This window comes from Idiomarina sp. ST20R2A10 (assembly GCF_051842345.1).
GTDB classification, from domain to species: domain Bacteria; phylum Pseudomonadota; class Gammaproteobacteria; order Enterobacterales; family Alteromonadaceae; genus Idiomarina; species Idiomarina loihiensis.
Genome location: NZ_JBNIEY010000001.1, coordinates 160659 through 174731, shown reverse-complemented (window position 1 = coordinate 174731; position 14073 = coordinate 160659). Strand labels below are relative to the sequence as shown.

Below are 14073 nucleotides of genomic sequence, written 5' to 3'. Positions count from 1 at the left end.
TATTGTACGATATTCGCACTTTTAATATTATCTTTATTTTTCATAAAGTTACACTGTTACAACCGTGTAGTTCACAAAGATATCCACAGTTAATGTGGATACAGTTGCACCGGAGCTTTAGCTTTGCCACTATACTACCTGAATTAGTCAGTCGCATGGTGTCAGCAGTGACAACAAGTCAGCTTCCTTCTCTTTATGCGCCGGTTACCGGTCGCATCATAGCAGCACAACCTTCGGCCGCAGTATGCCAGCATGGCCTGCTTGGCAAAGGCATTGTCATAGAAATGACCGGCAGTACGCTATACGCCCCGGCTGATGGCTCACTGAGCCATATCAGCAGTAGTGGCGATTACTTGTCGTTACGCTTAAACGACACCTATTCCTTACAATTAGTCATAGGTTCCGGCGATGCGTTCGGCAACCACGACGCTTTAACTGTGCTTTGTCGCGAACAGACAGAGGTTAAGTGTGGTGATCCTCTGGTTAAGATTAACCAGTCATTACTGCGCAGCCTTAAACCCTCGCAGCAGCGTCTTGCTGTTTTGCTTTGTTCATTGAATTCCGGGCACGATAGCGAATCGCCCGAATGGCTAAACCCGGGGCTTATTACTGCGAAAGACAGTCCACTTATTACTTATTAACACCTTCAGGAGCTGTACCTATGTTGCGCGTTTATGGCATTAAAAACTGCGACACCGTTAAAAAATCACTTAAATGGTTAGATAAAAACGAAGTCGCCTACGAATTTATTGATGTTCGCCAGCAACCACTACAAAAAGAAACCGTTAGCGGCTGGTTACAAAAACTGCCGGCGGAATCTTTATTGAACAAGCGCAGCACCAGCTGGCGCAACCTGTCAGATGAGCAAAAATCTGTTGTAGACGCCAACGCCATAGCTGAATTAGTTGCCGAACAACCAACATTGTTTAAGCGTCCGTTAGTTGAGTCCGGCCAGGCTGTTCATTGCGGTTTTAATGAGAAACTCTGGAGTGAACGCTACTTATGAGTTCAGAGACATTAAAGCTTGCCCGTGAGCTCATTTCCCGCCCGTCCATTACGCCGGAAGACGAAGGTTGTCAGCAACTCATAGGTGAACGGCTTGCGGCTCAGGGTTTCAACCTTGAGTCTATGATATTTGAAGATACCACCAACTTATGGGCGCGACGCGGGCAAGGCCGTAAATTGTTTTGCTTTGCCGGCCATACCGACGTTGTTCCGCCCGGTGACATCAACGATTGGCAGTTCCCGCCATTTGAACCTACAACGCACGAAGGGTATCTATACGGGCGCGGAGCCGCTGATATGAAAGGCAGCCTGGCAGCGATGATAACCGCGACGGAGCGGTTTCTTAAAGACTACCCGAATGTGGATACTGACATTGGCTTTCTTATAACCAGTGACGAAGAAGGCCCCTTTATTAATGGCACCAAACGTGTCATTGAAACACTGCAGGAGCGTAACGAAAACATAGACTGGTGTATTGTCGGGGAGCCATCCAGTACTGATACCCTGGGGGACATCGTTAAAAACGGGCGCAGAGGCAGCTTAACCGGAGACTTGACCGTACTGGGTATACAGGGTCACGTTGCTTATCCACATTTAGCAAAAAACCCGGTACATGATCTTGCACCAGCCCTCAGCGAGCTAATTAACGAAGAATGGGACCAAGGCAACGCCAGTTTTCCGCCAACCACGTTTCAGGTATCTAACATTCAGGCAGGAACTGGTGCCGGCAATGTGATACCCGGGCGTATTAATACCCAGTTTAACTTCCGCTTCTCGACAGAACTCACAGCCGAGAAAATTAAGCAACGAGTTGAGGCCATTCTCGATAAGCACTCGCTAAAATACCACTTGCAATGGAAGCTTAACGGACCGCCTTTTTTAACTGAATCAGGCGCATTAGTTGAAGCCGTTCAGGCGGCCATTGAACACGAATGTGGGTTTTCAACTACCCTCTCTACCGCGGGCGGCACATCCGACGGGCGCTTTATTGCACCAACCGGTGCTCAGGTCATTGAGCTGGGACCCGTAAATGCTACCATTCACAAAGTGAACGAATGCGTTAAAGTCAGTGATTTGGATAAACTCAGTGATGTTTATTACCGCTGTCTGGAGAAGCTTTTATGTTAAGCAGCACAGAACTGACAGGTGCCTGCGAAACACACTTAACGTCAGTAGATGGGCATAAACTGCATCCTGATGCAGCAGAAGCTTATCTCGCCATGCAAAAAGCAGCAGCGGCTGAGGGTATTGAACTGGCCATAGCCAGTGGTTTCCGCTCACTGGACAGGCAACTGTCTATCTGGAATAGAAAATGGCGAGGAAAGCTGCCCCTTCGCTCCAAAGAGGGTGAGCTACTGGATGCATCAAACTTAAGCGACGTTGAGAAAATGCACGCAATTTTGCATTGGTCTGCGTTACCGGGAAGTAGCCGTCACCACTGGGGAAGTGATTTCGATATTTACGACCCCCGCCCTTTTCAGGACAGTGAACTAAAATTGCAATTAGTGCCCGGCGAGTATATTGACCAATCCGGCCCCTGTCATGAACTGTGGCAATGGCTGACTCGGCATGCCCATGAAAGTGGCTTTTTCTTTCCTTATGCACGCTATCAGGGCGGTGTTGCACAGGAGCCCTGGCACTTGAGCTTCCGCGCCGTTTCACAGCCATGCCATAAGCAATTGAATCTTGAGCTGCTAGCCGAAACCATAGACTCATTAGCCATAGAGGGAAAACCCATTATTCTGGATAACCTGGCTCAAATAAAAAATCAGTACATTGATACGATAACGGAGGATGACGGATGGACAACTATTTGGTGTGGCTAATAATATTACTGGTAGTAGGTGTGGTCGTGAGTAATCTCATGGTACTGAAGTATACCGCTAAGTTTAAATGGCCTGGTACGAAATCATCTAAAACTGAAGATGACTCCGACCAGGACACTAAAAATAAAGATTAATCCAGCGTTACGCCAAGGCGCTTAGCAACTTCACGGTAGGCTTCAACAACACCACCTAAGCCCTGGCGAAAGCGGTCTTTATCGAGTTTCTCGCGAGTCTCTGCGTCCCAAAGACGGCAGCCATCTGGAGTAAACTCATCACCCAGCATAATTTCGCCGTCAAACACACCAAACTCAAGCTTGTAATCCACTAACAACAGACCGGCATCAGCAAACAAAGCTTTTAAAACGTCGTTCACTTTAAAGGTGAGTTCTTTCATTTTCTCAATTTGCTCTGCTGTTGCCCATCCAAAGGCCTGAATATGATACTCGTTAACCATAGGGTCGTGCAGCGCATCGTTCTTTAAGAAAAACTCGAATGTCGGAGGGTTAAGCTCTTTACCTTCTTCAACGCCTAAACGGCGCACCAGAGAACCTGCTGCCACGTTACGAACAACACATTCTACCGGTATCATATCCAGCTTTTTAACCAAAGACTCGGTATCGCTCAAACGCTCATCTAACTGCGTCGGAATACCCGCTTCTTCCAGCTTCGACATAATAAAATGGTTAAACTTATTATTCACCATGCCTTTGTCATCAAGCTGCTCGACCTTCTCGCCGTCGAACGCCGAAGTGTCATTACGAAACTCCAGCACTAGGCGGTTAGGATCGTCGGTATGATAGACCGTCTTTGCTTTTCCCCGATACAGTTCACTGCGTTTTTCCATGAATCTTTCCACTCGCGCTTAAGTTAAAGTTGGCTTTGCTGTTTAACAGCGTTTTTAAAGGCTTCAAATACTTGATTAATCCATTCGTCGGAAACAATTTCCTCACCCTGGTAAACCGTAACCGAGGTATTTTCACCGTCTTCCAGTAATCGGAATTCGTACTCACCTTCGGCTATGCCCAGGTCTTCGTAGTCATCGCCACCAATGAACAGGAAGCCGCTGCCGGGTTCGCTGTACTCAACAAAATAGGTTCCTGTCTCGCGGTTTAAATCTTCAACCTCAAAACCAATATTCTGAAGAGCCAAATTAACTAATGGCCATGCTTGCTCAAAATTGTCTTCAACAATGAAAACTGAATGCCCTTCTGCGGCTTTTGACAAGCTAGTTTCAATACCGGCCGCTTTTTCACGAGCTACAGCCAGTTGTTGTTTCCGGTTAACTTCAGAAATAATCGCATTAAGTAAATCAGCTTCCAAATTACGAACAACCAAAGGAGCAACCTCTTGCTCTTCACCACCAATCACCTGAGTAAAGTCGTTAACATCGACTCGTAGTGCGGTGCTGCGCTGATGCGATTCGGTTTCCTGAGTTAGTTCATAGCGGAAAGTTCTTTCCAGATCACTGTCGCTCTCTCCGCCAAATCCGAAAAAGCCGCTGTCGCCCTCAATGGTTTGCTGTACCGTCATTTGCTCGGTAAGCCAACGGTTATCACCCACGTTTTCCCATTGAATGTCGCGTCTTTCCAGTACATCAAATGCCGCCTGACGAACAAACTCGGTTACTGAGTCTCCCATGCCATCGACAATATCAAAGTACACCCGGGTTTCGGTTTCAGTTTCTAACACCCGGCTGCCCAGTCCAATAGGACGAACCTGCTGCGGAGCCATTATATTGACTTTATAACCAACAGGAGCCGGTGCTATGTTCGTGTCCGGAATTTGATACTGCGTTCCTTTTTCCGGCTTCTCCAGACCATCCGGAATATTCAGTGAGGCAGTAGGTTGAATGTTCACGTATTCAAACCCGCCGCTGGCACGTTCTTTCTCTACCGACGAACAACCTGTTACAACTACGGCAGCTACGCCCATCCACGCAAGGCGAGACAATTTCATTACGACTCCTGAATATTCAGTAGGTTTGCTTTCTGTAACACTGACTCAATCAATTGTTGATTACTCTCTTCCGGAGGTGTCAGTGGCAGACGATAATTTGCGCTGACCCAACCCATTAAAGCGAGCGACCATTTTACCGGAATGGGGTTGGATTCAACAAATAACATATTATGCAAAGGTGCCAGCTCAGCATCGATCTGATTCGCACTTTCTTTATCACCAGCAAGTGCCGCCGTTACCAGTTCTTTCATTTTTGCCGGAACAATATTAGCGGTAACACTGATAACACCATGACCACCCGCAAACATAAATTCGCGTGCAGTAGGGTCATCACCGCTTAATAAGATAAAGTCATCGCCGCAGCGCTCTTTAAGTTCCTGAACCCGACTCACGTCGCCGGTAGCTTCTTTTATACCAATAACGTTATCAATTTTTGCCAGCTGTTCGACCATGTCCGGTGTCATATCAAGACTGGTACGCCCCGGAACATTATATAGAATTTGGGGTTTATCCGTAGCATCGGCACAGGCCTGATAATGTGCAATTAAGCCTGCTAAAGAAGGTTTATTGTAATATGGCGTAACATTTAAAAAGCCACTTACACCCGCCTGGGTCATTTTTTCTGTCAGTTGCACGGCTTCGCTGGTCGAGTTTGAACCGTTTCCAGCAATAATATCGATGCGCCCGGCACTGAGTTCGACCATGGCATTAACGACAGCGATATGTTCTTCATGCGTTAAGGTTGTTGACTCCCCTGTCGTGCCAACCGCTACAATAGCGTCGGTACCCGCTTCGCAATGTTTGTTGACCAGAAACTCAAGTTCACTGTAATCAACATTGCCATATTTTGTAAAAGGGGTAACTAAAGCGACAATACTGCCCTTAAGCATACATTCTCCAAGTCCTAAATTGGGGCTCCAATGGTAATGCCAGCCCTGACGAAACACAAGTGATAGGAACGTAACTTGCCAAGAAGGTTCCGTAAACTTTTGCCGGTATGGCATTTTCCAAGACGGCATCTGTCCGCTATGATGTTGGCACTGTTAACTAAGTTCCAGGAGAATGCAATGCAGACACTACAACAGGGCGATAAAGCGCCTGACTTTACTTTACCGGATGCGAACGAGAACTCAGTGACCTTATCGGAGTTATTAAAAGAGAACCGGGTACTGGTTTACTTTTATCCAAAAGCCATGACACCGGGCTGCACTGTGCAGGCACAAAACTTACGCGACAGCCGTAAGCAGCTTGAGGAATTTAATGTTGTCTCTGTTGGTATAAGCCCTGATGCGCCTAAACGCTTAGCTAAGTTTACTGATAGAGATGAGCTAAACTTCACCTTATTAAGCGACGAAGACCATAAAGTGGCTGAAGATTTTGGCGTATGGGGCCTGAAAAAGTTTATGGGTAAAGAATACGACGGTATTCACCGTATTAGCTTTTTAGTAGAACAGGACGGAAGCATTTCAAAAGTCTTCGATAAATTTAAAACTAAAGAGCATCACGAAGTGGTGCTGGAGCACCTTAAGCAAGCTTAAGCTCTATAGAGCAGACACCGCACTAAAGCGGTGTTTGCTCTTCTGCCTTTTCCCCGGTGCCACTGTCCCATGCTGTTAGTACCGCCTTGACCAGACTGGCCAGCGGAATAGCAAAAAACACGCCCCAGAACCCCCATATGCCGCCAAAAATTAATACCGCGCCAATAATGTAAACTGGGTTTAAACTTATTGCCTCTGAAAACAATAGCGGTACCAGTAAGTTACCATCCAGAGCCTGAATAACCAGATAGGCTACGGTCACCCAAACAAATGCCGCCGTTGGCCCAAACTGAAATAAAGCCACTAATACCACCGGAATGGTTGCGACCGCAGCGCCGACGTAGGGAATTAAAACCGATAAACCGACCATAATGGACAGTAATGCCGAGTAGCGCAGCCCAAATAAGCTAAAGGTAACAAAAGTGACTATCGCAACCACCACCACTTCAATTGCTTTGCCACGAATGTAGTTCATAATTTGCAGGTTCATCTCCTGCCCTACCTGCGAAATTAACTGACGATTTGAAGGCAACAGACGGCTGAAATGAGCAATCAATATATCGCGGTCTTTTAGCATAAAAAAGATTAAAAGCGGCACGATAATGAGATAAACCAGCATGGCCATGACGTTTACGATAGAGGTCAGGGAAACCGTTAACAGGCTTTCTCCTAAACTCACTGCTCGTCTTTTTACTTCCTGAGTAAACTCAGTAATTTGGCTGTCATCGACAATAGTCGGGAACATTTCAGGTAGTTTATGCAGCCAAATTTGCAGGTTCGTGACCATATCCGGCATTTCCTGAATCAAAGTCGTACTCTGTTGCCAAATAACGGGAACCAGAGTCAGCAAAGTAACAATCATTAATGCCAAGAATAACGAAAAGGTAATAATCGTGGCGGTTAAACGGGATAAACCAAGCCCCATCAATCGCATTACCGGCCAGTCCAGCAAATAGGCCAGAGATATAGCAATTAACAACGGCGCAATTAAGCTACCGAAAAACACAATGACTAATACCACAACAACCAGTAACAGAAATAAAGTTACTGCATTAGGGTCAGAAAATTTCCGTTGATACCACTGTTGAATGTATTCCCACATAACCACTATCTCTTAACCTTTGTTGAGATGATAATATCAGTCCTTGCAATCTTTCCATAACCCCATAGAGTAAAAAGGAACTAAAGATAAGAATTTTGCTCTTAAGAGTAGATTAAATCCGTTTCATTTGGCCTATGAGTAGTTGATGTCCACCAAAATATTACACACTTTCACCGCTTGTTTATTGACCTTTGCAATCAGCTTTAGTGCTGTCAGCAACGCTATGCAGGATAACCAACGTTTACCAGAAATTGGAACTACCGGCGCGGCTTTCATGAGTATCGAACGTGAACGTGTTGTAGGCGACTTTTACATGCGTCAGGTACGCTCACAAGCCCCTATTGTTCACGATCCGGTATTAGACAGCTATTTAAACAGCATTGGCCAGCGGTTAGTCAGAAACACCAACGGTGTGCGCTATCCTTTCAACTTTTTTTGGATTAACAATAAGGAAATAAACGCCTTCGCCTTCATGGGCGGCTACGTAGGTGTGCATACGGGCTTAATTGACGAAGCAAGAACCGAGTCAGAGCTCGCGGCGGTACTTGGACACGAGGTCGCGCACATTACTCAACGTCACATGGTTCGTCGAATGCAGGAACAACAGCGCAGTATGCCTATGACCATTGCCGGTATCATTGGCTCTATTTTAGTCGGCATGGCCAACCCAGAAGCCGGTGCTGCAGGCCTTTACGCCACAATGGGTATGGCCGGTCAGTCACAAATTAATTACACTAGGTTGTATGAAATGGAAGCCGACCGCATCGGTCTCTCTACGTTGTTAGCCGCAGGTTTTGATCCCCGTGGCGCACCCGACTTTTTTGGCCGGTTGGCAGAAAAATACCGCTATGTAAGCAAGCCCCCGGAAATGCTCATGACTCACCCATTGCCTGAGTCCCGCATAGCAGACACTCGTGCTCGCGCTGAAAATATGCAAAGAGTGGACGTACCCCCCAGCCTCGACTTTGCCCTGGCTAAAACCAGAGTTCAGGCTCGCTATATTGGCAACACCACGAATAGTGACTTTGAATCTATGCGCTCCAGTAGCAATTCAATTAACCAACAAGCAGGGCAATATGGTTTAGCCATACGCGCGTTAGACGGTGGCAACATTGATGTAGCTTATAAACTTATGCAGCCACTACTAGAGCGCTATCCTAATGATCCATTCTATATTGATGTCCAGACCGACATTCTACTGGCACAAAAAGATTACGAGACGGTTTTAAGCTGGCTACGAGGCAAGTACATTCAGCAGCCAACCGAGCCTGTTATTACTCTTAACTTTGCTAACGCGGCCCTTCAAGCAGAAGACACCGAGTTAGCTGAGAAGCTTCTGCGCGATTTTTTACTAAAACAACCGGACCACCCGCTGGCGCTTGATCTTCTCACTCAAGTGTACGAGCGTAGTGGTAAGCGAGCCGCTATGTACGAAACCCGAGCGGAATCACTGGCGCTAAGAGGAAACTTCCGGCTCGCCATTGATCAGCTGCACACTGCACATAACCATACCGATAGCGATCTGACGCATAAACGTCTGAATGCACGTATTGAGCAAATGCGCAGCTTAGAGCAGCAAATAAAATCGTTAATGTGAGTTAACCGCATTTTCCAGCGATTCTAAGTCCTGCTCTCCCATTAAAGGCCCTTTGACGCTGCCGTCCGGCTTTATTACGTAGGTAGCCGGTAACATCTGCGGGCGCTGAAACGGAAACTTTGGCGCAGGCTCCATCAACGCCAACTGAAACTCTATTCCATGACGCTGTTTCAGCTCAGCCAGTTCAGCGTTAGACATTGGATCGAAACTGACACCGACTAACTCAACATCTTTTGCTTTGTGCTGGTTAAATTCGTTTAACTCGGGTAACTCTCTTAAACAAGGAGCGCACCACTCAGCAAAGTAGTTTACCACCACCGTTTTTTCACCAAGGTCGCCCCAGCGAAACTCATTGTCGGCATCGGTAACCACATCCGGCTCTTGCGAACAAGCTGTTATCAGCACAGCAGCTGCCGCGCACACTAGCGTTCTCAGTTTCATTCCTTACCTCAATTACGTTATTATTAACTTATACTTACCTAATAATCAGATACTACAAGGTACGATACTTATGAGCCAAGTAACAATTTATCATAACCCGCGTTGCTCAAAATCAAGACAAACTCTTGAATTACTCAAGAAGAATGACGTTGAGCCGGAAGTTGTTGAATACCTTAAAACTCCACCTAACGCTGCAGAATTAAAAGATATACTGGAAAAGTTAGGGCTTTCTGCCGATCAGCTAATGCGCAAAAAAGAAGACGCATATAAAGAACTCGGTCTGGCCGGTATCAATAACGAAGATGAATTGATTACCGCAATGGTCAATAACCCTAAGCTTATTGAGCGCCCTATTGTTATTCGGGGTAATAAAGCGGCCATTGGCCGCCCTCCTGAAGCTGTACTGGATATTTTATAATGACCCGCGTCGTTATTCTTTATTACAGCCGTAACGGGGCTACTCAGCAGCTTGCTGACGCGATAGCCGAAGGCGTTACGGCGGCTGGAGGCGAAGCTGTTTTACGCAGCACCGGGCACGGCAGTGATGCCGTCAGTGACCGCGATCTGGAAGTTGAAAACGCTGACCTTGAAACCTGCGATGCTCTTATTCTGGGCAGTCCGACTCGATTTGGGCATATGGCCTCAAGCCTGCAAAAATTCTGGGAAGGCACCTCGCGCGAATGGTTGCAGGCTACGTTAACTGACAAACCCGGTGCGGTGTTCACTTCCTCCAGTTCTCTTCATGGGGGACAAGAATCGACCCTGCTGACTCTGGCTTTACCGCTGCTTCATCATGGTATGATGCTGGTTGGCATTCCTTATTCTGAACCGGCTCTGCATCAGACTCAGTCCGGCGGTTCACCTTATGGTGCCAGCCACCATGAGCACAGCAATAAGTTAACTGACCATGAAAAGCAATGCGCTATCGCTTTAGGTAAACGAGTCACGCAAACCGCTTCTAAGCTCTCATCATAGGAATTATCAATGCCGACTTCTCCACGTTTTTATCGCTGGTTAACACAAGTTTGTTACTGGCCACTGCTCATTTTAGTTGCACTGTGGCACGGTATGCCAACCGACGCGCCGGGTACATTGCCAGTTTATATTGCTTTGTTCCTCTGGGTGCTGCCGTTGTTATTCCCTCTGCATGGGCTGGTTAAAGGCAAACCTTATACCCACGCATGGACTAACTTTGTTTTAATGTTTTACTTTCTGCATGGCTTAACCGTGGTCTACACCCACCCGGACGAGCGTGTGTGGTCAATACTGGAACTGATATTTACAACCGGCGCATTTATTGGCGCAACAGGTTATGCCCGCTATCAGGGAAGAGCTCAGGGGTTAGGGCTGAAAAAACTAAAAGACTACGACTAAATTTCGAGAACCTGCTTAACAAAAGGAATTGTTAAGCGGCGTTGGTAAGTAATAGAGGCTTTATCAAGCTCGTTTAACGCTTTCATTAAATCCCGCATGGAACGACCCAACCGCTGAGTCATGAAAGCTGCGACATCGTTCGGCAACTCCAGTCCACGCCATTGTGCCCGCAAAATTAACGCATTAATTTTTTCTTCGTCGTTCAGCGGCTGAACCTGAAAGCCCGTTGCCCATTGGAAACGCGACTGTAAATCCGGTAACAGAACTTTAGTTTGAGCAGCCGACTGTTTGGCCGTCATGACCAAACGTGTCGACTCATTATCGGTTACGCGATTAATAAGCGAGAACAACTCAAAACTCCAATTCTGTTCCAGCGTTACCGTATCAATATCATCCAGACAAATAAGATCAGCCTGATCAATTCCTTGCAGAACGGCCGATGCATCGGCTTTAGCCAACTCACGCAAAGGTAAATACGCAATGCGGTATTGCGACCCGGCCGAAGCTATAACGCTGTGCATTAAGTGGCTTTTTCCTACCCCACTCGCTCCCGACAACCAGGTCAATTGCTGGCTTCTCCTCAGCGGTGGCTCAGTTGTAGGCAAACTCTCTAACCAACTTAATAAGGTTGAGTTGTCGCCCGCAAGAAAAGTAGAAAATATCTCGTCATCCGGCAACTGTACGGCTAACGGTAATTGCTGTGGTGACATCAGCGGCTCTCATTCCAACGATAAACCGGTGTTTCAGTCTGTCGCGCAGCAACAAACGGCCCGAGTTCCTGTGAAACCAGGCGTCCATCCAAGTTGATAGCCTGCAATATTTGATCGACCGGGCCGTTAACCACAATCTCGAATTCACTCATAGCTTGCGAGTATTCAAGTAAACGAACGTCGCTAACAGAGACAATGCTATCTAAAAACGCTTCCAACTCTAAAACACGATTTAAGCTACTTAATTTTTCAACTTTAATCATCAACGTATTACGAACATTCTCATCACCCGCAGTAACACTGTACTGCTTAGCCAACTGCGCCATTAGCTGCTCGACCAGAGGCTCCGCTAGCCAGTCTGGACTGGTCGCTGTCACTTCACCGGAGAAACGGTCGTCTCCCACTTCAACAAACCAGTTTAAACTCCAGGGCTTTTCCTCGTTGTCCTGACGAATGATACGACCGATCAATAAACCGTCTGTGCCGTAACGCTCTGTAGTGGTTCTCACCGGGTCTAAAAAGCGCCCCCAGACATCGGTCGCATTTATGGTGAAACTGTCGGTCAAATCCATCAGCGGCAGCTGAATTGGAATACTGTATTGCTGCGCAAAGAATTTCAGTTGCTGGGTAAATACTGATTCACTATTACTATCAATGATTACGCGCTGACCGTTGCTGTTTTCCTTCGCTATCCACAGCATCAGTTGTGGTCTCCGGCTGCCCCAGTAGGGTAACTGCTGCTCAGCCAGAAGTGCGCGTAACTTGCGGCCGTCAAATGTCGCCGTTAAAGTTCGCTGTCCTTCATTTTCACTGTAACCGTATTGAACCAGATAATTATTCACATCACGTTTTGCTCGCTGTATCGCATCATGCCCGGCCAATTCGGTTTGCCCCGTTAATTTTGTGATAACACGGTCAAACGCTTGTCCTATTGCCTGTTGCCGGTCAGATGAACTTTGCGAGGCCACTGCCACTTCTGCCGAATACAAATTTTCTATTAACCGCGCTTCGGCACCTGTCACCTTAAAAAGGCTAAACAGAAAAAATAAACTGGCAGCGAAGTAATGAATCTGCGACTTTGACATGTCATTATCCAAATAAGACTTTGAGAGCATATTAAACAGCCAGGTAGCGAACAGCAAGTAACAACTTGTGGATAAGCTTGTGGGAATCTTCACTAGGAAAATAAAGCCACTAACGGTAGTATTGCGACAAACGGACGAAGGGTGACAAAGGCATGCTAAAACAACAACTTCGCGGTATCAGCTCTCTGCTCGGCAGTATCAGTTTAATTGGGGTTTGTGTCGGCATGACCAGCACCCTGTTAAGTTTGCGCGCTACCATTGAAGGTTTTGGTACCTTAGTCACCGGCTTTATCATGTCGGCTTATTTTATCGGCTATTTATTTGGCTCGACCCGCGCACCAAAAGATATTCGCAGGGTAGGCTATATTCGTTCATTCGGCGGCCTTGCCGCGCTGGCTGCCTTTAGTATTCTGATGCAGGCCATCTGGGTCGATCCGGTGGTCTGGTTCGTCATGCGTTTTATAACCGGTTTCGCTATTTCTGGTATTTTCGTCATTGTTGAAAGCTGGCTTAATACCATGGCCGATAACCGTAGCCGCGGTACCCTGCTGTCAGTTTATCTGGTCATTATATACAGCGGACTCATTGTCGGGCAGCTGATTCTCGGTGTCGCCGACCCGGCTGGCTTTGTTGCTTTCGCTATTGTTGCTCTGCTCATTAACTTAGCGCTTATTCCAATTCTGGTCAGCGTTACGGCTGAGCCTACAACGCACGAAAACAGAAAAGTCCCCATTTCACTGCTGCTGAAAACCGTTCCACTGGGCGTAATTAATGCGTTTATAATGCAGGCCTGCTACGCCATGTTTTACGGTATAGGGCCAATGTATGCGTCCTACATAGGCCTTAGTGTTCTGCAAATTACCTTTTTCATGGCCGCCTTTATTGCCGGAGGCTTAATTTCGCAGGCACCATTTGGCTTATTGTCGGACCGCATCGACCGTCGTTTTGTTATGGCTATTTGTGCCGCCGGAGGAACACTTACCGCGGCGACCCTTTCACAGCTTAGTGCATCTAACGCTATTCTCATTTATTTAAACGTTGGTCTGCTCGGTGCGTTCATCTTGCCTTTATATTCACTCGGCATGGCGCACACAAACGATTTTCTGGAACGAGATCAAATGGTGGGAGCAACCGGTGCCATCATTAAAATTGGAGGAGCAGGCTCTATTATTGGTGCGCCTGCGGTAGCTGCGTTAATGCAGTTTGGTGCCATTAATTACTTCTTTTTACTCTTAGCCGCGCTTACCTCCTGTGTTGGCTTTTATTCTCTGTACCGCATTACACGTAGGGCAAAAGCAGAAGACCAGCTGCACAGCAACTTTGCCATACTGGCACCGTCACAAACTTCTGATGAGCTTTTAACGTCAATGGCTGAGGAAGCCCCGGAAACGGAAGAAGAAGACGACGAGGAAATGGAATCCAACGCCGTCCTTCGTTAA

Annotated in this window: 18 protein-coding genes; 11 read left to right on the top strand and 7 right to left on the bottom strand. The window is 47.0% G+C overall.

Annotated features, from left to right (window positions below):
• Positions 1 to 167 precede the first annotated feature (167 nt).
• Genes ACP7H9_RS00880 through ACP7H9_RS00860 form a run of 5 tightly spaced genes read left to right on the top strand, consistent with a single transcriptional unit; the run spans position 168 to position 2965 of the window.
• A complete protein-coding gene (locus tag ACP7H9_RS00880) occupies positions 168 to 641 on the top strand; it encodes a PTS glucose transporter subunit IIA (RefSeq protein WP_258306343.1) in 474 nt (157 codons plus the stop codon).
• Between the two features lie 20 nt (positions 642 to 661).
• Entirely contained in the window at positions 662 to 1006 is a 345-nt protein-coding gene (locus ACP7H9_RS00875) for an arsenate reductase (protein WP_011234700.1), read from the top strand.
• Entirely contained in the window at positions 1003 to 2133 is a 1131-nt protein-coding gene (dapE, locus tag ACP7H9_RS00870) for a succinyl-diaminopimelate desuccinylase (protein ID WP_439222066.1), read from the top strand. The genes ACP7H9_RS00875 and dapE overlap by 4 nt, the downstream gene beginning before the upstream one ends.
• Positions 2127 to 2831: a M15 family metallopeptidase gene (locus ACP7H9_RS00865; protein ID WP_110013246.1), complete on the top strand. Its 705-nt coding sequence runs from the start codon at positions 2127 to 2129 to the stop codon at positions 2829 to 2831. The genes dapE and ACP7H9_RS00865 overlap by 7 nt, the downstream gene beginning before the upstream one ends.
• On the top strand, positions 2807 to 2965 hold the full coding sequence (locus ACP7H9_RS00860) for a DUF2897 family protein (RefSeq protein WP_439222065.1): 159 nt from the start codon (positions 2807 to 2809) through the stop codon (positions 2963 to 2965). Before ACP7H9_RS00865 ends, ACP7H9_RS00860 begins: the two co-directional genes overlap by 25 nt.
• Here the strand turns inward: ACP7H9_RS00860 and purC are convergent.
• Genes purC through dapA form a run of 3 tightly spaced genes read right to left on the bottom strand, consistent with a single transcriptional unit; the run spans position 2962 to position 5677 of the window.
• Positions 2962 to 3675 carry a phosphoribosylaminoimidazolesuccinocarboxamide synthase gene (gene purC, locus ACP7H9_RS00855; RefSeq protein WP_011234704.1) on the bottom strand — a complete coding sequence of 238 codons (714 nt, stop codon included), beginning with the start codon at positions 3673 to 3675 and terminating at the stop codon, positions 2962 to 2964. The two genes, ACP7H9_RS00860 and purC, sit on opposite strands and share 4 nt — an antisense overlap.
• A 23-nt stretch (positions 3676 to 3698) precedes the next feature.
• The gene (gene bamC / locus ACP7H9_RS00850) at positions 3699 to 4787 is read right to left on the bottom strand and encodes an outer membrane protein assembly factor BamC (RefSeq protein ID WP_110013248.1); all 1089 of its coding nucleotides are present in this window, start codon (positions 4785 to 4787) and stop codon (positions 3699 to 3701) included.
• On the bottom strand, positions 4787 to 5677 hold the full coding sequence (dapA, locus tag ACP7H9_RS00845; RefSeq protein ID WP_011234706.1) for a 4-hydroxy-tetrahydrodipicolinate synthase: 891 nt from the start codon (positions 5675 to 5677) through the stop codon (positions 4787 to 4789). Before dapA ends, bamC begins: the two co-directional genes overlap by 1 nt.
• Before the next feature lie 177 nt (positions 5678 to 5854).
• Between dapA and bcp the strand changes: the two genes are divergently transcribed.
• Positions 5855 to 6325, top strand: coding sequence for a thioredoxin-dependent thiol peroxidase (bcp, locus tag ACP7H9_RS00840; RefSeq protein WP_439222064.1), 471 nt, complete (start codon positions 5855 to 5857; stop codon positions 6323 to 6325).
• Positions 6326 to 6347: 22 nt separating this feature from the next.
• On the opposite strand, the gene ACP7H9_RS00835 is transcribed toward bcp, so the two are convergent.
• A complete protein-coding gene (locus tag ACP7H9_RS00835; protein ID WP_011234708.1) occupies positions 6348 to 7427 on the bottom strand; it encodes an AI-2E family transporter in 1080 nt (359 codons plus the stop codon).
• A 145-nt stretch (positions 7428 to 7572) separates the two neighbouring features.
• Here ACP7H9_RS00835 and ACP7H9_RS00830 point away from each other — a divergent pair, with 145 nt between their 5' ends.
• A complete protein-coding gene (locus tag ACP7H9_RS00830; protein WP_243734850.1) occupies positions 7573 to 9024 on the top strand; it encodes a beta-barrel assembly-enhancing protease in 1452 nt (483 codons plus the stop codon).
• Here ACP7H9_RS00830 and ACP7H9_RS00825 read toward each other — a convergent pair.
• Positions 9016 to 9465 carry a TlpA disulfide reductase family protein gene (locus tag ACP7H9_RS00825; RefSeq protein WP_011234710.1) on the bottom strand — a complete coding sequence of 150 codons (450 nt, stop codon included), beginning with the start codon at positions 9463 to 9465 and terminating at the stop codon, positions 9016 to 9018. The two genes, ACP7H9_RS00830 and ACP7H9_RS00825, sit on opposite strands and share 9 nt — an antisense overlap.
• A gap of 70 nt (positions 9466 to 9535) precedes the next feature.
• Here ACP7H9_RS00825 and arsC point away from each other — a divergent pair, with 70 nt between their 5' ends.
• From arsC to ACP7H9_RS00810, 3 genes are read left to right on the top strand one after another with little or no spacing between them, the layout of a single operon-like run.
• Positions 9536 to 9883 carry an arsenate reductase (glutaredoxin) gene (gene arsC / locus ACP7H9_RS00820; RefSeq protein ID WP_153849184.1) on the top strand — a complete coding sequence of 116 codons (348 nt, stop codon included), beginning with the start codon at positions 9536 to 9538 and terminating at the stop codon, positions 9881 to 9883.
• Complete coding sequence (gene wrbA, locus ACP7H9_RS00815) at positions 9883 to 10440, top strand: NAD(P)H:quinone oxidoreductase (RefSeq protein ID WP_011234712.1); 558 nt, start codon at positions 9883 to 9885, stop codon at positions 10438 to 10440. The genes arsC and wrbA overlap by 1 nt, the downstream gene beginning before the upstream one ends.
• A gap of 9 nt (positions 10441 to 10449) precedes the next feature.
• Positions 10450 to 10839: a DUF2069 domain-containing protein gene (locus ACP7H9_RS00810; protein ID WP_011234713.1), complete on the top strand. Its 390-nt coding sequence runs from the start codon at positions 10450 to 10452 to the stop codon at positions 10837 to 10839.
• Here the strand turns inward: ACP7H9_RS00810 and hda are convergent.
• Together hda and ACP7H9_RS00800 are read right to left on the bottom strand one after the other, a co-directional pair.
• Positions 10836 to 11549, bottom strand: a complete 714-nt coding sequence (hda, locus tag ACP7H9_RS00805) for a DnaA regulatory inactivator Hda (RefSeq protein WP_011234714.1) — start codon at positions 11547 to 11549, stop codon at positions 10836 to 10838. The genes ACP7H9_RS00810 and hda overlap by 4 nt on opposite strands.
• Positions 11549 to 12634 (bottom strand): DUF2066 domain-containing protein, encoded by a 1086-nt coding sequence (locus ACP7H9_RS00800; RefSeq protein ID WP_243734849.1) that lies wholly within the window; start codon positions 12632 to 12634, stop codon positions 11549 to 11551. Before ACP7H9_RS00800 ends, hda begins: the two co-directional genes overlap by 1 nt.
• A 152-nt stretch (positions 12635 to 12786) precedes the next feature.
• Here ACP7H9_RS00800 and ACP7H9_RS00795 point away from each other — a divergent pair, with 152 nt between their 5' ends.
• Positions 12787 to 14073, top strand: coding sequence for an MFS transporter (locus tag ACP7H9_RS00795; RefSeq protein ID WP_110013250.1), 1287 nt, complete (start codon positions 12787 to 12789; stop codon positions 14071 to 14073).